Raw genomic sequence first — 24,503 nt, forward strand, 5'->3', positions numbered from 1 at the left:
ATCTATCTATTTATTATATTCGTATTATAGAATCGTTTCTAGTATATTTTCCTGAATTATCCACATCACCTAGTTCATAAGACATAGATATACAATAGTAATCATTTTAAAATTATTAATTCGGCAAGTATTAAGAAAGTTGTCTGTTTTTCCTGATTCTCCTTATTCTCCTTATTCTAACTGCATGATTGCTCGTAATAACACTTTGTTTATCGAATCCACACTTCCTTTGTCACCCGTGCAGGGAGGTGCTTAATAACAGCGAATCATTTATAAAAGAACATCTGAAGTGGAGGAATCAAAGTGGATATTTTGAAAACGAAGGATGCCGCTGAACTGCTGTCCGTTAGCCCAACCACTATCAAACGTTGGATCTCTATTTTTCCTAGTTACTTTAAAAAGGATCGGTTTGGCCACTATATATTCTCGGAGCAGGAAATTGGCCTGCTTATTCATATTAAAGACCGAATCGAACACGGGGAAACGTTGGATTGTATTGATCTCTCGACTTACAATCAGCCACCAGAGCTACCGCAAGAAAAGCTCCCCCTGCACACACATGATAAGTCTATAGAAGATATGGCTTCCCGCATCGATCATATCGAACGCTCACTTAATCATAAAGCGGACGAAGTAGTCTCGATCCAGCTGTTCCAGCAGCGCGAAGAACTCGAGGACCTACGCCAAATGATCACACAATTAGCTGCATCTTTAGAAACTATTCAGAAGCCAACTACCCAAATACACTCGTCATATGAAGAGAACCACCCGTCTGCCGTCGCCATGCGTCAGGTTCCGCCAAGGAAGCGGAGTCTTTTGCGCTCTTTTTTCTCATTTATGTAAGGTGGTAAAAGGGAGAGGAGCTAGCAAAATTAAAGGGCACCGTTAAAGGTAACCGCTACTCATGTTAGCAGCTTGAATATAGAAGCAGGACGTTCGGAGATTGCTGGAGAATTTTTGGCGGGGATCGACAATCTTCTTAAGCGCGATATCGATGTCATTGCGGCTCTAATCTATTCCTGACCTGGAATGCTTTGATTTGTCTAATAACTTTAATCTGAAACCTCAGATAATATCAATGCGTATGATGAGTATCTAACGAAAAGAGAGGAGCATTTACATTGTCCATGTTCAAACGTATGCTGGCGAGCGCCGGAATTGGTGCCGCTAAGGTTGATCTTATGCTTCATCAAGATACAGTGAGCGCAGGGGGTATCCTCAGCGGTGTCGTCCGGATCGAAGCTGGCCGTGTGGATCAGGCAGTCGATGATGTTTACGCTTTTGTCAGAACGAATTATGTAAAGGAACATAATGATACAAAGACAAATGTAGAAGCAACTTTGGCTAAATTCCTGCTCGCTGAGAAATTCACCGCAGAAGCGGGCAAAGTCTATGAATTCCCTGTCTCCTTTCAGATTCCGGCGTTTACCCCGGTGACAATGGGCAGAACACCCGTGTGGATCCACACCGGCCTTGATATTAAGGAAGCAATTGATCCAACGGATGAGGATCGTCTTCAAGTCATGCCACATCCGCATTCTGCTATTATTCTTGATGCAGTCAATCAGCTTGGATTTAGACTTCGTGAGGTAAGCTGTGAACATGCGCCTCATTACGGCAAAACAAACGGGATGTCTTTTGTCCAGGAATTTGAATTTGTCCCTACTTCCATGTTCCGCGGCCAACTGGACGAACTCGAAATCATCTTTTATCCGGATGAGAATGGTGTCAGCTTGCTGATGCAGGTCGACCGTAAGGCACGCGGACTCGCCGGCTTATTCGCCGAAGCGCTTGATACAGATGAACGTTTTGTAAAGCTGCGTTTTGACCGCAGCGACCTTGCTTACGGAGCACATCACATCGCCGATCGGCTGGCTGATACGATTCGCAGATACGCCTAAGGCGCGGTATAATCTATTAAATAGAATGGCGGCACAGGATTTCATCCCTGTGCCGCCATTTTTCATGCTGCTTTTTTCTCGTCTTTCACCTTTTTACTCCCTATTGAATAAAGCACAAATAATAGAATAAACCATAGCGGTGTAAACAATAAAGCCGGACGTGTATCTTTAGCGAACAGCATAATGATGAGAATTCCGCCAAACAACGTTAAGACAACAACGTTAATAAATGGCGTAAAAGGGGCTTTGAATTTCGATTTAGCCTGTAATTCCGGCCGGGTCTTCTTATACTTGATGTGGCATACGAGAACGACACCCCAAACCCAGATAAAACAAATTGCACTAATGGTGGTCACTATGCCAAAAGCCTGCCCCGGAATGATTTTACTCAAGAGAGCTCCCACGGAAATGACAAGTGTAGAAATGAATAAGGAGTTCCCTGGTACATGATTTTTGTTCAGTTTGGCAAAATGAGGTGACGCCTGATCTTTCTTGCTTAAGCTATATAGAATCCGGCTTGTGGAGAACATCCCGCTGTTACAAGCGGAAGCGGCGGAAGTTAATACGACAAAATTAATAATCCCTGCGGCGATCGGAATCCCCACTAAACTAAATGTCTTCACAAAAGGACTCTCTGACGGATTGAGCTCCGTCCATGGGTTAATGCATAGCAGAACAAAAAGCGCACCAACGTAGAAAAATAGAATCCTTAGAGGAATTTTATTAATAGCCGATGGAATACTTTTTTCAGGATTCGCTGTTTCCGCTGCCGATACACCCACTAACTCCACACCGACGTATGCGAATACAACCATTTGGAAGGAAAGTAAAAAGCCTGTAATTCCGTTCGGAAAAACACCCCCATGCTCCCAAAGGTTTTTGACCGTCACCGTTCCCGCATCCGTCTTTAATCCCATAACCAGCAACACGACCCCAGTGCCAATTAATGCGAGAATCGTGATCACCTTGATTAAAGCAAACCAAAATTCAAGTTCCCCGAAATTTTTTACATCTAATAGATTGAATCCTAATAAAATGATTAAGCAGACGACGGCAGGTACCCACTGCGGAATATCAAACCAATACTGTACATATACGCCGACCGCAATAACATCAGCCATAGCTGTCATGATCCAACAAAACCAATACGTCCAACCGGTTATGAATGCGGCGCGAGGTCCAAGATAGTCTTCAGCAATATCCGTAAAAGATTGATAACCCGCATTAGACAACAGGAGTTCTCCCAGCGCTCTCATTACAAAAAACACGGCGATACCCACGATCAAATACGTAATCATGATGGATGGTCCTGCCTGTTGGATCGCTCTACCGGATCCTAGGAATAATCCCGTACCGATAGTGCCGCCGATGGCGATGAGTTGAACATGCCGATTTGCCAGCTCTCTTTTTAATTCTTTCTGTGCCATTATTACCCAGTTCCCCCTTCTGAATGCAAAACGTTAATGCCCATAAAAAAAAGAGATTGGATGTCATCCAATCTCTCAGTTCATAAGAATATTAAATAGTACTTACCCTGCTAATAACGATCAGCATGACAAATAAATATTCAGTACTCTTCTGTCCTTTTGCCTGAGATTGTGAACCCTTCGGCGCCGCGGTTTCCGCAGTCTCTCCAGAAGCTGCTCCTGCTATAGTGTGATCCATAGCAATCATAGCTTGCGAATTATAAAGTTGATGAAGCGGTGTTGCCTTTTGTATTTTAACATATTACTTGCGATGTGAGTATTGGGGCAGTGACATATGTCTCTTTTCCCCATACCACTTCTTTTTGGAAATAGATGCTTCTATACGAGTAATGCACTTAAAATCAAGAGATTTATAATCAATCCCCAATTGCTCCATCGCTTCTTTTTGGATCGGTGTCGGTGATGTATACGGAAATAATCCGATTAAATAGTTCGACTGCATCTGAAAAAATTTATCGATGGTTTTATCATCCCATACTGGGAAAACGATTTTAACTAAATGATTTAATTCAACCGTTTCAATGGCGAATTGTTGTTTAAAGCTAACAAGTTTCTCCAGGGTCACATTTCTCTCGATTATTGTAAAAAGCATCGGGTGCCCCGAAAGTACCGAAACCGGCTTGAGTGACTGATTTCAAATAAGGGTTAGCCGGGTCCAGCGCTTCAGCACCAAAATTAAGAAGAATCAGACAGGCACCCAAACCGCTTTGAAAAGAATAATCATGATGGACCCATGCGGCCAAATCGCGGCCATTTCGAATATAGCGAAGGATGGGATCATATACGTTTGTAGTTCGTGGCGCTAATCCATTCTGGATATCCAACCACTCCTGATACGAAGTTAAATAATCATCGCCGGCCACCGTTATGCGGTTACGTTGGACAGTTGGCGTTCCCCCGTAGGGGATATCGTCACGGAATAAGGTTCCGGTTGCTACTCTCCCATTCACTTTCGGCCCGCGGAAGTTCGAAAGACTCGAAAGCTCGGACGCGGCTGTAATCGTTAGCGGATTGGAATCGTAATCCTCAAAAGGAACATCGCGCGTCAGCACCCTCCAGTACAGCTCGACCATTTCGCCAGCTATCTCGCTGCTGCTGAATGCAGGTGCCGCAGAGATAGCCAAACGGTGACTATCGGATCCTGCCAGTTCGTAGGCATATGCGGCTTGGGGATCGACAAGCTTAAGGACACCGCCAAGAGGAATATCTTCAAAATCTTCCGGCTCGCCCATTTTTAAGGCATGGATATAAGACCTGTAAGCAATCAGATGTACCTCTCCGAGTTCATTGTGCGGCAATCCTTTGGAGAAGTTGGCAATCTTGTTCCGATATCTTTTTTCATCTCCGTTACACGGATGGTCTGGTAGCCGCCGATTTTTTTGGAAAATCGCTGTTTGCAAACGAATTCGAAATGCTTTATTACGGCGTTTGACAGGTGTTAAAGGTCCAATCTCACAATTCTCCATTGTCTTTGGTCGTTTTCTGCGCCCCACTGTGCTCCTGTATATAAAGCTGGAACCCTTTGGTATAATATCTCCCACTTGGCAAGACCCTCTTCATTTATCCTTGATTTAACATACGGCGGAAACCTAGGTAATGGAAGGGCGGGAGCGGAGAATAATCCCAACTGAAAATATAATTCGAAACCATAACCGGGGACAGCGGAACTTTTCCGGACCGCGTCGTTTCGATTCTTTGCGACGGTCTTCGCGTGTAACCACAAATAACCGCTTGCGGTTCCCGAGACCGCAAGCAGTTAAGGTCCAATTTGGAACAAGTACCATTCCTCATTATGTTTATAGCTCTGCCTGCTCTATAAACACATTCTTTGCTACCTGGAGAGCCGAAGCCGCGCGAGGCCATCCGGCATAAAAGGCCAGATGCGTGATAGCCTCAACCAGCTCATCTTTCTTCAATCCGTTATCAACGGCTAATCGCAAGTGATAGGGAAGCTGCTCGGTCATTCCTCCTGCCACCAACGCCACAACTGTTATCAGACTGCGCTCCCGTAGAGATAATTGCTCCCTTCTCCACAAATCTCCGTATAACACGTCTTCCGAGTATCCGACGAATGCCGGAGCGAACTCCCCGAACGATTTCTGCGCATTGGACACGATTTTCCGATGTGCCATTTGTCAATCCCCCCTAACCGATCGTTGCAGCATTTGGGCAACTCCGTTACCGAACGACCAATCCTCAAGTTCCGTATCGACGAGCACAATGAACACGTCTTCTTTCCTCATCGGAAGCGCTCTCGATAACTGTTCGGCTAACGTATCGTAGAAGCTTGTCTTCTGTTCGGTCGTTCTTCCTGACTTGAGCGTGATTTGAATGAACAGCAATCCGTCACTTCGTTTGACGTCCAAGTAATTCTTACTGTAATAGAATTCGCCTGGTTTATGAGCATGGAATACCTGGAATAGATCGTCGTCAGGTACATTGAAATGCTGGATCAATGCGCTCATGATGGTCTGGCTGATTCGTTCCAACTGGTCAGCTTCATATTGTGGCTCCAAGTAGCTAACTCTAATAAACGGCATGTTCTATCATCCCTTGCTTGAGTTTTCTTTATTGTACATCGCGTCACTTCATTTATATAATGGAATAAAATAATGAACTTCATCAATATTTTCGATTAAGGTGGCCGATAGAATGGACTTAAAAGAACTGACCGCTTTTCAAACGATACTTCAAGAGGGAACCTTCTCACGGGCAGCCGAGAAATTGAATTATGCGCAATCGACGATAACGAATCAAATTCAACGGCTGGAAAAGGAGTTGGGAATACAGCTCTTCAAGAGAGGGTGGGAAGCGGAATTAACGAATGCCGGACGATTATTCGCAGCGGAAGTTGATAAGCTGATTCGACATTGGAACGACGTAACCGAGCTGGCCAGGGCACTGCAGCAAGACGAGATCGGCAGCCTGCGTGTGGGTGTGATTGAATCGCTGATAGAAACCATACTTCCTGATTCCTTGCACAGATTTCAAAAGAACAAGCCGAAAATGGCTTGCCAGATCGTGTTGGGGAACACCGACTCCTTGTCCCAAGCCATACTCCATGACGAGCTCGATTTCGCGATCTGCGGCGAGCCGTCCGATCCGACGGCTTTTTATTTCGAGCCTCTTTATCAAGAAAGAATCGTCTTTGTAACGGACCACAACCATCCGTTAAGCGGAGCAAGCAGTGTCTCCTTCAAGGAGATTCTAGACTATCCCGTCATAGCAGGGGGACGCACGTGCCTATACTATTTGCAGTTAGCCAAGCATCTATCTAGATACGAGACGATGCCTCCTCTTCTGAATACGGTAAGCCAAATCTCCTCCATCCCTTATTTCGCCAAACAAACGCTCGCCGTCGGCGTTGTGCTAGGTTCCACCCCGTTAATTCCAGAGGTCGAAAGAATCGACGTGAAATGGGATGAGCCTTTCATACCGGTCGGCCTCTTACAGCCTCGTGGGCGCGACTATCCGCCTGCATCCTCCAAGCAATTGCTCATGCAAATCATCAAAGAGGAGATCGAAAGAGCAGGATTGCGAAGTTCACGGTGAAGGTACACAGGAGCATTCGAAGACAAAAATTTCGCCCTACTTATGATAGGGTTCACCATGCTGTCTGTAACGGCAAGTTTTAAGGCCATCCTTTGCGGGATGGCCTTTTCTTCGCCGAACATAGTAGTAACTTAACCAACGTTATCCGTAAGTTTAACCGCCTAACGGATTCGCTACTTTAAAAGCAGCGATTTAATAACCGACTCTATATCAAATGGTTCCGTCGTAGTCTCGTATCTATCGTATACATAGCCGTTCCGGTCGATCAAAAACTTCGAAAAATTCCACTTGATCCCATCACCAGCGTATATGTCCGGATACTTTTCCTGCAAGAAATCCTGCATCCACTTACCGCCTGAGGTCTGAATATCGAAACCTTGAAACGGGGCCTGCTGCGTAAGATATTGAAACAAAGGATGTGCAGACTGTCCCCTAACCTCCATCTTCTCAAATAACGGAAATGTCACTCCAAAGTTGCTTTCACAATAATCCTTAACTTCCGAGTTGCTCCCTGGCTCTTTCTCGTTGAACTGGTTACAAGGAAAACCGAGAATTTCAAACCCCTGCTCATGGTAACTTTCGTAAAGCTTTTGGAGATCAGCGAATTGGCGAGAATAGCTGCATCTACTGGCCGTGTTGACAATAAGGAGAACTTTTCCACGATAAATTGACAATTCAACGAGTTTACCGTTAATGGAGTTCACCTGAAGATCATAAATAGACATCTTATCATTCCTCCACCAATTACATTATTATTATAAATATATAATAGGGTCATTGACTTCTATTGGTCTAATATATAATGACAATAGTTTTTATAGGTAAAACCAATATAGAAATAACACTACATCACCAATCATAAAAAGGATACAGAATGTGTGAAAAGTCAAAGGCATCGAACTAAAGTTTGACCCAGCACTTTTCAAGCCATTGGGAGAGTCAATTCAATCCTGGATTGCCCACAACGTGAAGTAAACAAACGATTATAGACGAAGCACATGTATAGACAATTGCAGATCCTTAGAAGAACAAAATGCGTAACCCAACACTTACAGCGTGGGTGCGCATTTTTTTGTAGAGAATTGCTGGCTTCGTGTAAATTAAACATTTTACATATCATTTTATCTCGGATCCTTCTCATTACCTTAGAAATAATTACGTAACAAAGTACCTCGAGTCTCTTCTTTCAGCACTTTTACACCTGAAGCGGAAGATTTCGCCCTACTTATGATATGGTTCACCGTAACATTTATAGAGCGAAATTTAAGGGCACCCGAACAGGCAATCATTTATATGAAGAAAATTAGTCGGTATAATAAGATAATTGTCCAGTTAGAATGTCTCATCGTTTTGATTATGTTAATTAGGTATATCAAACTGAAGTATTTTTGTAGTTTGATGAATATTTTTTGGGAATAGTATTTTCTTAAGACCTGTGATTCGTAAAAATCTTTATTGTTAAACCATGTTTGTCCAGTTAAATCTTCAACTGTTAAATAGCCATTTTCAATATTTTGGTTGTTATAAATTTCCTCAGAGTTTACCTTACACATTTTCAAGTTACCTAAATAAACATTTATGCTTTGGGGTATTGATTTTCATTAAAGACGTTATTTCTTTATTTTCAAGAAAGTGAAATGAAATGCCTATTAGGAACAATTAATACATGTCCCTCATTTAGTGGTCCAATACTAGGAATAATAGTAAAGTATTCGTTTGACCAAATAATATTTATTTTTCTATATAAGTTGAACTATTAAATTGCCCAACTAAAACCTTACACAAAGGCGATCGATGATCGACAGAGGAGATTTCATGATCTCGTCCATAAACTGTTGAACATTGTTGCGGATTTCAGCGACCGTGTGATAGAACACATTGTTAATGACATCCGACTTTAACCATTTCCATAGACCTTCGACAAGGTTGAGTTGTGGGCTGTAGGGAGGCAGAAAAACCAATTCCAGTCGCCCGTTCATCTCTTCCAAAAACGGCAGTAATAACTTGGCATGATGAATGCGAGCGTTATCTAACACGATGGCGATTTGGCCTGTTGGATAGTGAGCAACCACTTTTTGAAGAAAACTCAAAAAGGTCACCGCTGTATATTGCTCATCTCCCTGCCAAACCACCTTGCCCGTGGAATAGTCCACAGTGGCCAGCAACTTGACTCCACGATGCTTGCCTGTGGTTGGGATAATTCGCTGCTTGCCGCGAAGAAACCATGTTTTTTGAATGGCTTGGTAATCACGGATCATCGACTCATCCTCAAATAGCAGATGGTCGACTTCATTATTCATCAATCTTTTTTTAAAGCCGGAAAGGTGTTCTCTGCAAACAAGCGTTGCTTTTCTTCATCCGCTGCGGCTAAGGTATATGTGGGTTTGGTATAGCTTAACCCTTGACGATGCATCATTTTTGAGATGCCACGAAAAATACGTCTGGCCAAATTCTCACTCAATAAAGGTTGCGATAATCTCGAGCGTCCAATTGTGTCGAGCGGTAAAACCTACCTCATGAGGAACTGAGCTTATAAGGGTATGCTTCAGCTTTTCCTGCTGATCTTTCGTTAAGCGGAAGGTGCACCGGGTGAATGATTCATTTGTAGACCGGAAAGACTACTTGTTTCGTATGCTTTAATGTACCCTTTCACGGTTTTGGCACTTCGGTTTAAGGTATGAACAATCGATTCTACCTGCGTTCCTTGAAGATGTAACTATAACGCCTGATAGCGTTCGTACATTCGGCGATCTTTTGCTTTTTTCATCGCCTGTTTGATTTCCTTTAATTCTGCTGTCTGTTCCATTTCAATTCCCTACCTGTCTCATTTGTCGTTGATTACTTATTCGACATGCAGATATGAAATTCCTTACCCTAGTTTTCTAATCTTTAGTTCAACTTATATAGTCTAAACTTTTTTATAGAAAATAGAAGAGCCCTGTAAATACAATATTTTTATAATTGAATTAATAAATTAGATTATTGGGATAATTCTCTACCCTTCTTAGTCAATTTATAGCAGTCTAGCACTTCTTTCCCTTGCGTATAAGCTACTTTTTCGACATAACCATCCCTTACTAAGTTCTTGATCCGGGCATCAGCAAGTCCACAGTCTCGCAGATGAAAATGGCTAGCATGTCCAACTCTTGACAGTGCCGTAAAAGCAACTCGATCTCGGTTGAAAAATTGAGTGATTAATGGTTTGCTTCGTCTTGCTATGGTAGTCACCTCCTTGTTTTTTAGATTATCGTTTGCAGCTTCAGATGGGTGTTGAATGATCATCGTTAGATGAACAACTAGGTTTTGCGTTTCGTAGAAACGCTCGTTCATGGGGAACGAGCAAAATGAATTTGCGGCTCGACTGAGGCGCTTGACCATCTTCAGATGGTCAACAGGCTTTCCCAAGGGGCGAGCAAATTCGGCTCCGTTTTGCAGGGAGTGCCGCAGGAAAAAGGCGAGCCTAGAATCCTCCCGAAGGTGCGAAGCCCCTTTTCCCGCTTTTTGCATTATAGATTCGTAAGTTGGCGATATAACTCATTAGGCGAGAAAAATTAAAAAAAGGCTCCATGCATCACACATTGAGTCACTTCCCACTCGAAAGTAGGGGGAAATTTATTAAAATAATGTGACGAATATTCTGAGTCTCGTGAACTAAGGTCTTAAACACAGACACATACAAAAGACAGATCCACATTTTAATGGATCTGTCTTTTTGTTCACCATGCACTTTTTCTTCTTTGTTACTTTGAGCGTTGTGCTAATTTCATAAACGCTTCATTAACGTTCTTCATTCTTTCTTCCACTTTCTTAGCCGCAGCATCTAAAGTATACCCATCATCCAATTGTTCCTTTATCAAAAGTATTTTTTTCACGTTCAAATAATCATATTTCCGTGTTGTTCCTTCAGTTTCTTTAGAGGAAATAATAATTCCTTTTTCTTCCCAGTATCGTATTTGTCTTGTTGGAACACCAGTGATTTCAGACACTTCACCTATCCCTACAACCAATTTACTCAATAAATCAAAATCCAATAAGATATTTTTTAATTCTTCATTTGAATTCATATGAGATCACCTTCACCGAATATTTCTCTTTGAAAGTATTCTACTATAGTTGGTTCAATGTTACAATCAATTGATATGTATTGACATCGATTGTAGTTTTGTTACAATATACGTTGTGAGGTTGCAAATACCCTAAACAATTCTTTAAAGGAGATGTTTTTTATGCCAATTATCAATGTTGACTGCTGGGAAGGTTTCAATGAGGAACAAAAAAAGCAATGGATTAAGGAATTAACCAATGTTACAGTAAACCTGTTTAATTTACCCCCTGATAAGGTTCTGGTCGTACTTCGGGAAACATCATTGACAAATTGGGGGCAAGCAGGTGCTATCGCCACTGACCCCGATTTTATGAAAAAAAGCCGTGTTACAGAAGCTTCACAACGGATTGAATAGCTTGAAAATTCAATAGTCAATATTTCAGGAGGGATTCGCTTGTCCCAAAATCCAGCTTTTGAAACATTTAAACACAATTTCCCCAAAGCTTATATCGCATTTAATGAAATGTATCAATCGGTTAGTTCGACCGCTTTAGACGAAAAAACAAAACAGTTAGTGTATTTGGGGGTTCTTACAGCTTTACGTTATTCACCTGCAATTCGAGTGCATATTTCAAAGGAAATTCATGTGGGTGCTACGGAAAATGAAGTTTTAGAAGCAATGATGATGAGCATTCCAGCGGGTGGTCTTTGTAATTTCCTTTCTGTTTTGCCTGATGTGCTTGATGAATTGAATGGGAAATAAGGAGGTTTCTTAAAGTGGAACAACTCGCAGGAAGAATTAGTGAAAGAACAGAAGCGTACAAATATTCTTTGGTAACGACAATACTTGCATGGTGCGGTTTAGTTGTTGTATCGAGTTTATACATTACTATTCCTATGGTTTCCGTTTTTGCAAATGCGTTTAATGTAACACCATCACAAGCCTCTTGGGTAAATAGTTCTTTCTCACTTACCTATGCGATTGGCTTTCTATTCATTGGATCTTTGTCAGAAAAGTACGGGAGAAAACAAATCATGCTTTATGGATTGGTAGCACTGTTCCTTGTATCGCCTATTTTGGGGTTTGTTCATAGCCTTCCTTGGCTCATTGTATTACGAGCTATTCAGGGTGCTGCCGCCGCAACGTTTGGTCCTGCTGTCCTTACTTATATTGTGGAAATGTACCCGATTGAGAAAAGAGTGACAACAATAGGTTTTGTAAGTACGGGCTTTTTAATGGCAGGCATTATCGGGCAAGTTTTCAGCAGTATCATTAGTGAAAACTTTGGCTGGTCATATGTATTTTACATTCTTGGAGGGATCTACTTATTGTCAGCTATCTTATTGGGAGGGTTGGTTCCAAGAGGAGATGTGCAACATACGCAAGTGAATATTTGGACTACATTCCAACAGATTGGGAATGTATTTTCGAAAAAATCACTATTTTTTTGCTATCTCGTTACCGTAACTCTTCTCCTTTCCTTTGTGGGGATGTACGCTACTCTTGGAAATTATTTAAGTCAGTCTCACTTTGACCTGAACAACAGTCAAATTTTAATGGTACGAGCCGCAGGGATCATCGGGATGTTAGTTTCTCCATTTGCAGGGTGGTTAGCAAAAAGATTTGGAGCTAAGCGTGTTTTACAAGGAGGATTACTTTTTGCAACAGCGGGTCTTGCCATGGTTGGAATCAGCTCCAATCTTCCGATTCTGATTTGTATGAGTATTGTTTTTGTTACAGGTATTGCTGTTTCAGTACCTACCCTCATCTCGTTAATCGGAAGCTTGGCAGGAGAGGCAAGAGGGATAGGTGTTACCCTGTATACCTTCATTTTGTTTATCGGAGCTACTCTCGGACCGATCGTGGCAATAAACCTGATGAAATTTGGGAGTTACACCATCACATTTGAGGTATTAGCTTCTATTTTAGGCATCGGTATGTTGGCTTCTTTTCTTGTAAAAGCCAATGCCAATTCAAAGTAATTCTTGGAGGTAAAAATGAAAAAACGTAATTTTTTCTTACTGATTGCTTTTGTTTTTTGCCTGGCGTCCGTTAGTGTGGTCTATGCAAATGGGGCAAAGATGAAACCAAATAATACCAATGGGGTGGTTCAAGTGAATAAGGTTGTCCAAGCAAGTAATATCGTTCAAACAAACAAAGCTGTAAAAGAAGAGGCCTATAGCGAAGCCTTGAAAAAGGCATTGCAACTACTAACTGTTCCAGAAGGATATACTTTAAAAAATGTTCAAAGCCAAAAGCAAAACGCCGATGACGTTTGGGTTTTCAGATATGAAAAAGATTCGGGCGAAAATAATGATTTAGGTGGTGAACATTTTTCATTTGTAGTAACAAAGAACAGTTATAAACTCCTTGGCTTTACTTGGATGGATAAAAGTTTATCGGAAGGTGAACTTCCAACGAAAGAAGATACGAAAGAAATTTCAAAAGATATTTTGGACAAGGTTGAGCCTGGTCTATATGAAAAATTGGATAATTTATGGATTGACCAACACGTTGAAACAATCACCATTAAAAACGGTGCAAAGCAAAAAAATGTAACAATTTCGGGAATCAAATACAAATGTTACTTGAAAGAAAATGATGATTATGCGTGGGTAATCGTTGGGGCAAACGGAAAAGTTATTACCTTCGAACAAGGAATTAAATGGGTAAATGGTCGAGTTACTGAGAAATGGTTACACGATAGTTGGTTGAAAAACAATTAAACAATGACCTTTTAGAAGCGGGCCGCCAAAATGTTAATTTGGCGGCTTTACTCATGTGTTTTATAATAAATACTGATTTTATAAATTTATGAATTGTTCCCGCAATTCCGTTTCCGTCTTCCATGTACGTGCAGTTCTTCTGGTAAGCTAAAATACTTTCTGGTTAATGCTAAATCGTGCCTGGGACTTTGCGATCATCAACTCGAATTGAATCGTTTCAGACCTTTGAGACAGCCCCTTTAATTGTTTAAGGATTAAGCGCTCTTGCAATCGCATCCACATAACTTTTGCTGGCGCGCTGGCTTACTTCCGCTTGTGGAACCATCACTTCAAAGCTGTGGAATGTGCCGGGATACAGATGAAATTCAACGTCTACACCCGCTTGCGCAAGGCGCGCCACATATTCGATCGTCTCATCTCGGAACAGATCGAGCTGTCCTACGCACGTATAGGCCGGTGGCAGCCCCGCCAAGCTTTCCGCTCTCGACGGTACCGCATGTGGGGACACCTCGCCGTCTTCGGTACGATCACCCCAGTACATGTTCCAGGCCGCCAAATTGTTCTTCCGGTTCCAGGTTGCGTTATCGGCCGTAATTTCAAGACTTGACGCCGTAATATTGCGGTCGTCGATCATCGGATACAGCGGCATTTGGAAGATGAGGGCTGGCCCGCCTTTGTCGCGAGCCATTAAAGCGAGCGCTGCGGTCAGACCGCCGCCCCCACTTGCACCGGCAATCGCGATCCGATCCAAGTCGATGCCCAGCAGCTCAGCTTCGTCCGTCATCCACGTCAAGCCGGCATAACAGTCATCGATGGCAGCTGGGTAGGGGTGCTCGGGAGCAAGTCGATAATCGACCGATACGACGACGCATTTAACCGCCTGCACGAAGCGTTCGCACAAAGCGTCGTCCATATCAGGATGCCCCATCACATAGCCTCCCCCGTGAATCCACAGCATGGCCGGAAGCTTAGCGCCAGTTCGCTGGGCAGGTTCGTAGATTTTGACCAACATCTCGCCTGCTACGCTCGGAATCATCCGGCTTGTCGTGCGTACGTGCTCCGACTTCTCAATGGGAGGACTCGACAAATAGCTTCTGCTCAATTCTAAATTTCCCTCCAGTTGAAAACCAGGAAATTGTGCTAATACCGACCTTAATTCTGGCAATACCCGACTTTCAAAATCCATTCGAATCACTCCTATAATTAAATTATGATCTTTTTTCCGTCTCAGCTTCCCACTTGGTTATTTCTTCCAGAACTCGGGGTGCTACCTCTGTTCCTAGCAGCTCAATGGCTCTCATCACCTCGGCATGCGGCATCGTGCTTAACGGAACATACAGCATAAAGCGTGTAATGCCTACATTTTTGCGAAGGTGAATGATCTTCTGGGCAACAGTCTCGGGATCGCCGACATACAGTGCACCTTCAAAGCTGCGCGCGGCATCGTAACTAGAACGATCATAATGCGCCCAGCCCCGCTCCTTGCCTAATCTATTCATACCTGCCATGGTAGAAGGAAAAAATGTATCTGCAGCTCGTTCAGTATTCTCTCCAACAAATCCTATTGAGTGCGACCCAACCTTAAGCCGCGATTCGTCATGACCAGCGTGCGCTGCTGCTTTCTTATAAAGCTGCACGAGCGGTGCAAAATCCGTCGGTTTTCCACCAATTATCGCCAGCATCAGTGGCAGTCCTAACAGACCTGCACGGATAGCAGACTCCTGTCTGCCCCCGCTGCCAACCCATATCGGTAAAGGATTCTGAACGGGCCGTGGATACACGCCCAAATTGTTAATCGCTGGCCGATGCCCGCCCTTCCAGGTTACTTTTTCGGACTCCCGTATTTTAAGGAGTAATTCCAAATGTTCTTCAAACAGCTCATCATAGTCATTCAAGTCATAGCCAAACAGTGGAAAAGATTCAATAAAGGAACCCCGGCCCGATATAATCTCCGCACGTCCATTTGAAATGCCATCCAGCGTAGCAAAATCCTGAAAAACGCGCACCGGATCAGCTGAAGAAAGCACCGTCACTGCACTGGTCAGCCGAATCCGTTTCGTCTGTGATGCAGCCGCAGACAGCACAAGTGCTGGTGAAGATGCCGCATAATCCTTCCGATGATGCTCACCTACGCCAAACACATCAAGTCCTACTTGATCAGCAAGGACAATTTCCTCAACAACTTCACGCAATCGCTGTGCGTGACTCATCACTTCACCAGTCTGAATGTCCGGCTTTGTTTCTACAAACGAAGTAATACCTATCTCCACGGTCAATCTCTCCTATTCTAATAGCTTTATCTGTCAACAGCTTTGAAAGCAGGTTGATATGTAGCTCAGATTAATGCTGCTGAATCTTCATATCTGTTTATCAAAGGACACAAGCTTTATTTTAATGCGGCAGCCGTAGCGCGGCTGGTCATCGCCCAAAACAGAAGAGCTATAGCACTAACAGAGGCTCCGAGCAAGCATACTCCGTCCCAGCCATAGTGCGCATATATATGGGTCGAAGTGATAGAGCCGGTAGCACTGCCGATGGAATAGAAAACCATGTACCCGGCAGTGAGCCGACTGCGCGCCTCCGTACGCAATGCTAAGATCATACTTTGATTAGTGACATGAACGGCCTGCACCGCTAAGTCAAGAAGTACAATGCCAATGACCAACGCGAACAGCGACCGTTCTATACAGCTGATTAGCAACCATGATATCAACAATAGAATCAAAGATAAGCCCGTCGTTCTCTGTCCGTAACCTCGATCGGCTAGCTTCCCCGCACGTGCTGCAGCTAATGCTCCGGCAACTCCTGCGAGACCAAACGCCCCAATTGCAGTGTGCGAAAGGGATAATGGCGGCGCGCTAAGAGGGAGTACTAGTGAAGTCCACAAAATACTGAAATCAGTAAAAATCAGCAGTGCCAAAATAGCGCGGATACGTAATATTCGTTCTTGTGCGAACAACATAAACACGGATCTAAGCAGGTGGGGATAGGACAGTGATTTTACCCCACGCTCAACATTTGGCAAAACCCTAATTAATGCACAAACCATAAGAAGCATAAACGCAGCAGAAACCAAATATATGGAACGCCAACCCGCAAGATCCGTTAATATTCCTGAAATGGATCGAGCAAGAAGAATGCCAATCACAATTCCACTTGTTACCATGCCAACGACGCGTCCTCGTTCGGCAGGGGTAGCCATTGTCGCCGCGAACGCCACAAGAGTCTGCGTCACAACGGCAAGCAGTCCCACCAAAGCCATACCTGCGAATAGTGCCATGCTGGAGGAGGCAGTGCCAACTATAACCAGAGCTATCATGGATAATAGCATCTGACCGATAATCAGTCGGCGCTGGTTCAGTAAATCCCCAAGCGGCACCAGCAGCAACAGTCCCACTGCATAAAAGATCTGAGTGATGGTAATGAGAATGCCAATGGTTGAATAGTCAATACTGAACTCACTCGACAGATCATCGAGTATCGGTTGTGCGAAGTAGATATTGGCAACAGACATCCCGCAGGCAGCCGCAAACAATAGTGTCACATATCGAGACATGAAAGGACCATGAGCTGTATCAGATCTGATCATCATCCCCGGTGATGAATTCGCCTTTATATCAGCATTAACTGCTACTTTTACTTTAGCCTCCTTCATTTTGTACACATCCTATTTCTATTAATTTTAAATACCGATAAAATATCATACTAATCAGTATGATATAATTCCCAGTAAATATAACTTTTAATAACGAGTACTGTCAATCATTATTGCAAATCCACTATGTTATATCTTATATATAATCTTCCCTTGTTAGGACAAACCAACCTACATTTGACAATATAAACGGATAATTATAAAATAATATTATACCATTTGGTACGTAAATAAAGGCCGCAAACCATTGCATATGATCAGAATCATTGAGCAGTTAAGAAAAAACTAAGAGTTAACGAGAGGTATTGATTATGGGACGAATCCGCGAATTTGACGAAGAAAAAGTATTAGATGCAGCTATGCAACTATTTTGGGAGAAGGGATATGAAGCTACCTCATTAAGCGATTTAACTTCGAGAATGGGAATTCAACGGCCCAGTATATACTCAGCTTTTGGAGGCAAAAAAGAATTGTTCGAAGCCGCGCTACGCAAATACACGATGTCCCGTGCTTCTCTTATCCGAACCAAACTTCAAAGCAATCCATCAGTAAAAGAAGCATTTCGAACTTTTTTTGAAGGTGTAGTTGATGAAGAACTTGCATTTAGCCCCAAAAAGGGATGTTTTTGCATCAATACAATGGTCGAACTTGCGCCTCATGATGAGAAATTTGAAATTCTTACAAGGGAACATCAAATGTACCTATCGGTCATATTTCAAGAAACCATTGAACGAGGTATACAATCAGGTGAGCTCGAGATCGGGGTAAATGCGAAGGCTGTATCACAGGCGCTACTTGTATCGTTAATTGGACTAACCGTAATAATGAAGTCTCGTCCAGAGCGATCATTTGTTGATAATACGATAGAGGTGATACTTACACTGCTTAAGTAATTCGGAGTGAGTTCAATTTTAACAAATGGGATAGCGCGGACATTGCTTATTCTCATGCTTCTTGCCTTCATCGTTTCGTTGGTTGCTAAGAAACACTGTATTTCTGCCATCATTTACTTGATGGCTCTCGTGGCTCTGATACATTAACCCAATGGTTCTGCCCTACCGAAAAGTTAATCCATTATTTATGGTACGGTTCAGCGCGTTATTCGAAGCGGCAAATTTTTGAAAGAGGTCATCCTTTATGAGATGGCCTTTTCTTTGCAGAACATGTATTAAAATACACTAACGTTTCCTGTTTTTTGAAATACCGACCTCATATTTGCATATATATACTTTTTTATGTATTATTATTTAACATTTATGAAAAAGGAGCACATCTAATGTCATTTTTAATCAGAAACGCTGAGCCAAATGATTTAAGCAGTTTGACCGAGTTAATGTATGAATACATCGTTGGTTTTTATCAAAACCCTAGGCCACCTATCGAAAAAATTCATAATTTAATCGGAACCCTTTTTGACCAGCAAAAAGGTGTGCAGTTTGTGGCAGAACAAAATGGAGAGTTAGTCGGTTTTGCTACTTTATTCTTTACATTTAGCACTATGAAAGCAGATAAAATCACCGTTATGAACGACCTCTTTGTAATAGAACAATTTAGAGGTACAGAAGTGGAATCACAACTTTTTTTAGAATGTCAAAAGTACTCACAAAATCATGGATATGCTAACATGACTTGGATAACTTCTACTGATAACAAACGCGCTCAAATCTTCTTTGAAAAAATGAGTGCTGTCAAAGGGAAAGATTGGGTTCACTTTTCCATAAGCTAGGCGGTTGTAACCCTTATTGCGTGGTCTTTATACCACTCTCTTCGGCAATGCATGGCCTCCCACCGCACTCTTGTCCCTTTGTGAGATAGCAGTAGCACAAACAAGTCTATGTAGGGCGAAACCAGTTCAGGCCGCCACTCCGCGACTTTTGTCATTACCTCACAACAGTCGCCAAGCAGTGCGGCATCTGTTCCTGTAAGAGCTCCCGTCACTTCCGCAAGCAGCGCCGGGTTATCCTAGATATTGCGCGGCGACGATTCGATTGGCTTCCTGAGTCCTATCGCCAACCTGTGAAGACATTTGCTTTATAATCCCCATAAGCTCCTCCAATCTTCATGACCGCGACTCGGCGTGTCTGTATTAATCCACAATTGGCCGGGGTCAAGCCTTGGCTGCTTGAAGAAATGCCGAGATCAACGGGTGTATGATGTTTTTAAAAGCTGAACGTTCCGGCTGAAAAAGCGTTCCAATAAAAAAAGGATGTGGAGCAAGCTCTATTATACGCGCCTCGCCATTACTGTCTACTCCAGTAATCCGCAGCTCCCCTTGTTCAAACAAATGCCTAAACTCAGCATTTAAACCATAATTACAGATGCCATATTGTTCGACAATCTCGTTTTTACCATAAATTTTTGCAATGCTTGAGCCTGGGTGCAACTTAAATGTGTTCGTCTGTTCATTAAGAGAACAAGCAAGAGGAGCAACCACTTTCAATGAAGCGGCAGGATTCGATTCAGCATGATCAGCTTCGGTGAGACCAAGAACATTCCTTGCATATTCAATAATCATATGTTGGTATCCGCCGCATGTTCCGAGAAAAGGAACTCGCTGTTCCCTAGCAAACTTGATGCCGTTCAGAGCACCCTCCATACTCGCATATGGAGTAGCGGGAACAGCCCATAGAGCCTGGTACTTGCTTAGCATTTGCTCAGTTTGTTGCTCTAACAGCGGGGTTGCAAGCCATTCAAGCTCAAATGGACATGCAAGTTCATTCGCTGCTAGTTCGATCGCTTGAGGAATTGCCCTATGTGCTGTGACCTCTTGGTCATAATCACCGATCAGTCCGATATGAATCACTTTGTTCATCCTCTCTATCGTAGAGTAACTTGCTCGTTCAAGCATACATCTAGAATCCACGGCCAAGGACCGTAGCCCGCTTCTACGTTGATGTGTCCCATTTTAGGCAGCATAACGCAAGGAACCCCTAAATCTAAATATTGAGCAGCATCTTCTACCGAACAATAAGGGTCTGTTGAGGATAAAACAAACAGCGTCTTTTCCGCCACCGTTGCAATTTCAAGCATGTTTTCCGGAACAGGAAAAAACGTCATTACCGGCTCATATTCCAAAAATGGCGAAGGCGGCGCTACAAGAATGGCACGCTGCAATTTTCGTTTCAGACACGAAGCCGCATAGTGAAACCACATGATGCACGCTAAGCTGTGAGCTACAACGATGACTTCTTCATCTTGAGGAATTTCTTCAATAACAGAAGATAAATGGTCGAGCCAAACATCCTTGATAGGTTGATCTTTCTCTGGAAAGTCAGGAAAACGAACTTTTTCACCTTGCTTCTCCAGTTCTTGCTGCAACCATGTTTGCCAATGATCGGGTCCACTGCCCCCCACCCCATACAAAATGAGAAAGCTTCTGCTCATGATAAAAACACCTCCACAATTGTCCTTAAAATTATGACTGCATCATTCACGATGCTATTAATCTTTTATTCTTCTTGTTTAAAGATAAGTGGCATTATACAATAAATCAAATTGATTTTATTCATATTTGATATGAGGAGATGCTCATGACATTTACACAATTCAAGATATTCTCTAAAGTAATTGAAACCGGCAGTTTTACAAAAGCTGGAGAAGTACTTAACATGACTCAATCCGCTGTCAGCCATGCGATAGCTAGCATGGAGTCTGAATTGGGAGTGGCATTGATAATTCGCGACAAAAAACGAGGCGTGATTCTATCGGATTTTGGAAAGCGGGTTCTTAAACCAGTCAGGGACATCATAAATAAAATATCCATAATCGAACAAGAGGCGGCTGCCGAGAAGGGGCTTGAGATCGGCACCATTCGCATCGGTAGTTTCCCCAGCACGACTGCCCGCTTGCTGCCGAAAATGATCGCCACTTTCAAACAGATGTACCCGATGATAGAAATCGTCCTATTTGAGGGGACAGATCATGAAGTTAAAGAATGGATCAATAATCGAGTTATTGACATGGGGTTTATAGCGAAGCTTTGCTGGGACGAAACCATTATTCCTATCACCAGAGACAAGATGGTTGTAGTTATATCCAAAGGTCACCCGCTCACAAACTACCCGGCGATTCCTGTACAGATGCTTGCGGACGTTCCATTCATCATGCCGTCAGGCGGATGCGAACTCATCATTCGAGAGATCTTCGAGCAATACGATTTATCTCCTTCCGTACATTTCCAAGTAATGGAACTGGCTACCATATTAAACATGGTTCAAGAAGGACTTGGCGTTACAGTGCTTCCTCAGTTGGCCTTGCCGGACACGCTTCCGGATGTTGAGGTTAGAGAGTTGGAGCCTGCTGTTTGGAGGCACTTAGGCCTTTACTGCCCTTATATGAACGAAACATCGCCAGCCGCTCAAAGATTCATTTCTATCGGGCAATCTTTATTTACGTAGTTGGCACTCTATAGTTGGAAGCTTATTCCATAAGATACGACTATTTACAGCTCGCCGACAGCGCCCATCATTTGCAGGGCGAAACGCCCTATGGGTGTTTCGGTCTCGAAATTTTCGGAGAAGGAGCGGAAGGTGATGTTATTTTTGTTGAGCAAATCCACGATTTGAAGCAGGTCGATACTTTTTCGGGCCATTCGGTTGATCTTCCAGAGATGGGACATAAACATCGGGCCAAAACAGGGAGCCACAACGGAAAGGTTCCGCTGGGCTATCGTGTGGTCAAAGGATCGACTGAAGGTCGAGGCAAAAATACGGAAGTGGTTGTTGTTGAAGAAGAGGCTTGCTCCATCCGTGACTTGCTCGATAATCCGATATTATCAAAAGAAGCTGATTTATTTAATGTGCTCTTCGCTTCAATCCTACCTAATTGCAACTCATCTCGGACAATCTCTAATAGCTTAATGCCAGTTGTCACGTGGCTTTCGTAATCATCAGAAACATGCTCATTAAAACTCTTCAAGTTGTAGCTATTCTCTTGTAGTGATTCCATAAGACATTGTTGGGACTTTGTTTCCCATGCTTTAAACCAAGAGGAATCAACAACAATTAATCCCATATATCCATCATCTTCCGCTGTTCCCTTCAATCTAGTTCCCTCAATAAGATTTTTATACCAATTAGATATACTACAAGTGTGATGCTTCAAGATGCCTAGACGAAAAATAATGGCCTTTTGCACAACTCAAATTTCGCCCTACAAGAAGCTCATTCTCCTCTGGTGTACGATTAGCTTTCTCCGTGAAAGACCCTGAGTTTTGACTCTGAGCAATCCAATGATCCAGAGCAGATGTGCGATTTGTTAAACGAATCGAAAATGTTTCCGAGGAAGATTTAATGGAAATCACAATGGCTAAGATGGTGAGAAGGATGCGCTGTTCTATTGTATTCCAGACAAAAAACTTGCTCCAATATGTGATTCGCGGCAGATATGTTATAGTTTATGTATTCATATCTAACGTCGGGGTGGTTCGATGGACTGGAAGAGAGCAAGGTCAACGGAGCAAATTGAATCCAGAAAACAAGAAATTCTGGATGCTGCCTATAAACTGTTCGAAGAAAACGAATATAACAATATCACATTAAATGCTATCGCAAGAGAGCTTCAGATCAGCAAACCTAGTATCTACAGGTATTTTAGCAGCCGCGAAGAAATCTTTCTGGACATATACGGTCAAGAGTATGAATGCTTTCATAAGGAACTAATTGAAGCCTTAACGAAATTGAGTATCCATCCGATACCGATGGAAGTGAGCACACTTTGGGTGAAGGTATACCGAAATCATCCCCATCTGTTGAAGCTGATGCCGTTTCTCGGAATTGCTTTGGAAAGGAACAGCTCAGAACCATCCTTGAGAAGCTTTAAGGCAACGAACATTGACTTACAACAACGACTTGCCATTCAACTTACGATCCTCTATCCAAATCTAACGATGCAGGACGGATTTTATATCCAGTACTATGCATTTCTAACCGCCTCTTCGCTGTGGCCCTTATCCAATCCAACAGACACGATGCATCAGGTATTAAGCGGTTTTGAACATTTGAATATCGACTATAGCTTCAACCATGTCTTGTCCCAAGGTATAGAAGCGCATATTAAGGATTTTCTTAATAAAAGAAGAAAGGATGCTTGAATTCTCACGGCATCCTTTATTTATGATTGAAAAGTTACCAGTGGTATGTTATTTTTAAGGTACCGTTGGTAACTTAAAAATCAAGGAGGAGAGCAGCAATGGGTAACCCCAATTGGAGCGAAGAACAGATAAAGGATCTGCATCATGCTGTCGTGATCATTACCGGTGGCAATACGGGACTCGGATTTGAACAAGCTAAGGTACTGGCCCGCAAGGGTGCAACCGTGGTATTAGCTGTAAGGAACACAGATAGAGGCCATGCAGCTGCGCAGGAAATACGGAACGTGTATCCTAACGCATTAGTTAAAGCCATGAAGCTGGATCTCTCGGATTTGGATTCCGTCAGAGACTTTTGCAGCACATTTCAAGAGAAATATAAGCGGCTCGATATTCTGATCAATAATGCAGGCGTAATGGTGCCGCCATTCAGCTTGACAAAGGATGGGTTTGAGCTGCAATTTGGCGTCAATCATCTGGGGCATTATGCACTAACCGGGTTGCTGCTGCCGTTAATCATGCAATCAGAACAAGCCAGAGTGGTAACCATAAGTAGCCTGGCGAACTGCTGGAAGGGGGCGAACATTAATTTTGAGGACCTGCAATGGAATACACACTACGATAAACAACGGGCTTATTCCCAAAGCAAACTGGCTAATATCCTATTCGCCTATGAGCTCGATCGAAGATGCAAAGCAAAGGATGTACCCATCCTATCCTTATGCGCACATCCCGGTTGGTCTGTGACTAATCTCCAGCATAATTTGAATGGTATTGTCAAACGGATCGCTCATTACCTATCGCAGCCGCCGGAGATGGGAGCTCTGCCAATTCTCAGAGCCGCTACAGATCCAAATGTGCTAGGCGGAGAGTATTTCGGCCCCTCGGGCAAGAACGGGCGAAAAGGCTACCCGGTACAAGTTACGTCCAGCAGCCTTACCCATGACCGAATGCTGGCGGAGCGTTTATGGAAGGTGTCCGAGGAATTAACGGGAGTAACCTATCCTGTATGAAGATCGCGCAACTTGGTCATCGATCCTACACTCTC

25 protein-coding genes, 1 pseudogene and 1 riboswitch are annotated in these 24,503 nt (G+C 43.1%); of the genes and pseudogenes, 13 read left to right on the top strand and 13 right to left on the bottom strand.

Going from position 1 to position 24,503, the window contains the following annotated elements:
• The first annotated feature begins 303 nt into the window (after positions 1 to 303).
• Both J2T20_RS09175 and J2T20_RS09180 read left to right on the top strand, forming a co-directional pair.
• On the top strand, positions 304 to 843 hold the full coding sequence (locus J2T20_RS09175; protein ID WP_307587649.1) for a MerR family transcriptional regulator: 540 nt from the start codon (positions 304 to 306) through the stop codon (positions 841 to 843).
• 284 nt (positions 844 to 1,127) lie between these two features.
• Positions 1,128 to 1,901, top strand: coding sequence for a sporulation protein (locus J2T20_RS09180; RefSeq protein WP_307587941.1), 774 nt, complete (start codon positions 1,128 to 1,130; stop codon positions 1,899 to 1,901).
• A 62-nt stretch (positions 1,902 to 1,963) separates the two neighbouring features.
• Here J2T20_RS09180 and J2T20_RS09185 read toward each other — a convergent pair whose 3' ends face one another.
• The 5 genes from J2T20_RS09185 to J2T20_RS09205 all read right to left on the bottom strand — a co-directional run bounded on the left by J2T20_RS09185 (position 1,964) and on the right by J2T20_RS09205 (position 5,928).
• The gene (locus J2T20_RS09185) at positions 1,964 to 3,328 is read right to left on the bottom strand and encodes an amino acid permease (RefSeq protein WP_307587650.1); all 1,365 of its coding nucleotides are present in this window, start codon (positions 3,326 to 3,328) and stop codon (positions 1,964 to 1,966) included.
• Positions 3,329 to 3,469: 141 nt separating this feature from the next.
• Positions 3,470 to 3,548, bottom strand: a riboswitch (glycine riboswitch).
• Positions 3,549 to 3,629: 81 nt separating this feature from the next.
• Positions 3,630 to 3,953 (bottom strand): hypothetical protein, encoded by a 324-nt coding sequence (locus J2T20_RS09190; protein ID WP_307587653.1) that lies wholly within the window; start codon positions 3,951 to 3,953, stop codon positions 3,630 to 3,632.
• Positions 3,931 to 4,929 (bottom strand): hypothetical protein, encoded by a 999-nt coding sequence (locus tag J2T20_RS09195; protein ID WP_307587655.1) that lies wholly within the window; start codon positions 4,927 to 4,929, stop codon positions 3,931 to 3,933. Before J2T20_RS09195 ends, J2T20_RS09190 begins: the two co-directional genes overlap by 23 nt.
• Before the next feature lie 255 nt (positions 4,930 to 5,184).
• Positions 5,185 to 5,520 (bottom strand): carboxymuconolactone decarboxylase family protein, encoded by a 336-nt coding sequence (locus J2T20_RS09200; protein WP_307587657.1) that lies wholly within the window; start codon positions 5,518 to 5,520, stop codon positions 5,185 to 5,187.
• A 3-nt stretch (positions 5,521 to 5,523) separates the two neighbouring features.
• Positions 5,524 to 5,928 (bottom strand): tautomerase family protein, encoded by a 405-nt coding sequence (locus J2T20_RS09205; protein ID WP_307587660.1) that lies wholly within the window; start codon positions 5,926 to 5,928, stop codon positions 5,524 to 5,526.
• Between the two features lie 112 nt (positions 5,929 to 6,040).
• Between J2T20_RS09205 and J2T20_RS09210 the strand changes: the two genes are divergently transcribed.
• Positions 6,041 to 6,940 carry a LysR family transcriptional regulator gene (locus tag J2T20_RS09210; RefSeq protein ID WP_307587662.1) on the top strand — a complete coding sequence of 300 codons (900 nt, stop codon included), beginning with the start codon at positions 6,041 to 6,043 and terminating at the stop codon, positions 6,938 to 6,940.
• A 173-nt stretch (positions 6,941 to 7,113) separates the two neighbouring features.
• On the opposite strand, the gene J2T20_RS09215 is transcribed toward J2T20_RS09210, so the two are convergent.
• The 3 genes and pseudogenes from J2T20_RS09215 to J2T20_RS09225 all read right to left on the bottom strand — a co-directional run bounded on the left by J2T20_RS09215 (position 7,114) and on the right by J2T20_RS09225 (position 11,004).
• Positions 7,114 to 7,665 carry a glutathione peroxidase gene (locus J2T20_RS09215; RefSeq protein ID WP_307587663.1) on the bottom strand — a complete coding sequence of 184 codons (552 nt, stop codon included), beginning with the start codon at positions 7,663 to 7,665 and terminating at the stop codon, positions 7,114 to 7,116.
• A 1,044-nt stretch (positions 7,666 to 8,709) separates the two neighbouring features.
• Positions 8,710 to 9,746 (bottom strand): annotated as a pseudogene (locus tag J2T20_RS09220) (IS630 family transposase).
• A gap of 934 nt (positions 9,747 to 10,680) precedes the next feature.
• On the bottom strand, positions 10,681 to 11,004 hold the full coding sequence (locus J2T20_RS09225; protein WP_307587665.1) for a MerR family transcriptional regulator: 324 nt from the start codon (positions 11,002 to 11,004) through the stop codon (positions 10,681 to 10,683).
• A 162-nt stretch (positions 11,005 to 11,166) separates the two neighbouring features.
• Here J2T20_RS09225 and J2T20_RS09230 point away from each other — a divergent pair, with 162 nt between their 5' ends.
• From J2T20_RS09230 to J2T20_RS09245, 4 genes are read left to right on the top strand one after another with little or no spacing between them, the layout of a single operon-like run.
• On the top strand, positions 11,167 to 11,400 hold the full coding sequence (locus J2T20_RS09230; protein ID WP_307587667.1) for a tautomerase family protein: 234 nt from the start codon (positions 11,167 to 11,169) through the stop codon (positions 11,398 to 11,400).
• 39 nt (positions 11,401 to 11,439) lie between these two features.
• The gene (locus J2T20_RS09235; RefSeq protein WP_307587669.1) at positions 11,440 to 11,748 is read left to right on the top strand and encodes a carboxymuconolactone decarboxylase family protein; all 309 of its coding nucleotides are present in this window, start codon (positions 11,440 to 11,442) and stop codon (positions 11,746 to 11,748) included.
• Positions 11,749 to 11,762: 14 nt separating this feature from the next.
• Positions 11,763 to 12,968, top strand: a complete 1,206-nt coding sequence (locus J2T20_RS09240; RefSeq protein ID WP_307587671.1) for an MFS transporter — start codon at positions 11,763 to 11,765, stop codon at positions 12,966 to 12,968.
• A 15-nt stretch (positions 12,969 to 12,983) separates the two neighbouring features.
• On the top strand, positions 12,984 to 13,712 hold the full coding sequence (locus J2T20_RS09245) for a hypothetical protein (RefSeq protein WP_307587672.1): 729 nt from the start codon (positions 12,984 to 12,986) through the stop codon (positions 13,710 to 13,712).
• A 247-nt stretch (positions 13,713 to 13,959) separates the two neighbouring features.
• On the opposite strand, the gene J2T20_RS09250 is transcribed toward J2T20_RS09245, so the two are convergent.
• The 3 genes from J2T20_RS09250 to J2T20_RS09260 form a co-directional block, all read right to left on the bottom strand.
• The gene (locus J2T20_RS09250; protein WP_307587673.1) at positions 13,960 to 14,898 is read right to left on the bottom strand and encodes an alpha/beta hydrolase; all 939 of its coding nucleotides are present in this window, start codon (positions 14,896 to 14,898) and stop codon (positions 13,960 to 13,962) included.
• A gap of 22 nt (positions 14,899 to 14,920) precedes the next feature.
• Positions 14,921 to 15,982: an LLM class flavin-dependent oxidoreductase gene (locus J2T20_RS09255; RefSeq protein WP_307587674.1), complete on the bottom strand. Its 1,062-nt coding sequence runs from the start codon at positions 15,980 to 15,982 to the stop codon at positions 14,921 to 14,923.
• Positions 15,983 to 16,098: 116 nt separating this feature from the next.
• Positions 16,099 to 17,304 (bottom strand): MFS transporter, encoded by a 1,206-nt coding sequence (locus J2T20_RS09260; protein ID WP_307587943.1) that lies wholly within the window; start codon positions 17,302 to 17,304, stop codon positions 16,099 to 16,101.
• Positions 17,305 to 17,678: 374 nt separating this feature from the next.
• On the opposite strand from J2T20_RS09260, the gene J2T20_RS09265 reads away from it, so the two are divergent.
• Together J2T20_RS09265 and J2T20_RS09270 are read left to right on the top strand one after the other, a co-directional pair.
• Complete coding sequence (locus tag J2T20_RS09265) at positions 17,679 to 18,260, top strand: TetR/AcrR family transcriptional regulator (protein ID WP_307587676.1); 582 nt, start codon at positions 17,679 to 17,681, stop codon at positions 18,258 to 18,260.
• 383 nt (positions 18,261 to 18,643) lie between these two features.
• Positions 18,644 to 19,093, top strand: a complete 450-nt coding sequence (locus tag J2T20_RS09270; RefSeq protein ID WP_307587677.1) for a GNAT family N-acetyltransferase — start codon at positions 18,644 to 18,646, stop codon at positions 19,091 to 19,093.
• Positions 19,094 to 19,474: 381 nt separating this feature from the next.
• Here the strand turns inward: J2T20_RS09270 and J2T20_RS09275 are convergent, their stop codons facing one another.
• Both J2T20_RS09275 and J2T20_RS09280 read right to left on the bottom strand, forming a co-directional pair.
• Complete coding sequence (locus J2T20_RS09275; protein ID WP_307587678.1) at positions 19,475 to 20,179, bottom strand: CTP synthase C-terminal region-related (seleno)protein; 705 nt, start codon at positions 20,177 to 20,179, stop codon at positions 19,475 to 19,477.
• Positions 20,180 to 20,184: 5 nt separating this feature from the next.
• Positions 20,185 to 20,751 (bottom strand): RBBP9/YdeN family alpha/beta hydrolase, encoded by a 567-nt coding sequence (locus tag J2T20_RS09280; protein WP_307587679.1) that lies wholly within the window; start codon positions 20,749 to 20,751, stop codon positions 20,185 to 20,187.
• 146 nt (positions 20,752 to 20,897) lie between these two features.
• Here J2T20_RS09280 and J2T20_RS09285 point away from each other — a divergent pair, with 146 nt between their 5' ends.
• The 4 genes from J2T20_RS09285 to J2T20_RS09305 all read left to right on the top strand — a co-directional run bounded on the left by J2T20_RS09285 (position 20,898) and on the right by J2T20_RS09305 (position 24,468).
• Complete coding sequence (locus tag J2T20_RS09285) at positions 20,898 to 21,764, top strand: LysR family transcriptional regulator (RefSeq protein ID WP_307587681.1); 867 nt, start codon at positions 20,898 to 20,900, stop codon at positions 21,762 to 21,764.
• Positions 21,765 to 21,778: 14 nt separating this feature from the next.
• Positions 21,779 to 22,252: a hypothetical protein gene (locus J2T20_RS25915; protein WP_444939699.1), complete on the top strand. Its 474-nt coding sequence runs from the start codon at positions 21,779 to 21,781 to the stop codon at positions 22,250 to 22,252.
• Positions 22,253 to 22,795: 543 nt separating this feature from the next.
• Positions 22,796 to 23,458 (top strand): TetR family transcriptional regulator, encoded by a 663-nt coding sequence (locus J2T20_RS09300; RefSeq protein WP_307587685.1) that lies wholly within the window; start codon positions 22,796 to 22,798, stop codon positions 23,456 to 23,458.
• Between the two features lie 98 nt (positions 23,459 to 23,556).
• Positions 23,557 to 24,468, top strand: a complete 912-nt coding sequence (locus tag J2T20_RS09305) for an oxidoreductase (protein ID WP_307587687.1) — start codon at positions 23,557 to 23,559, stop codon at positions 24,466 to 24,468.
• The last annotated feature ends 35 nt before the right edge of the window (positions 24,469 to 24,503 follow it).

This window comes from Paenibacillus wynnii, assembly GCF_030812855.1.
Taxonomy (GTDB): domain Bacteria; phylum Bacillota; class Bacilli; order Paenibacillales; family Paenibacillaceae; genus Paenibacillus_AQ; species Paenibacillus_AQ wynnii_A.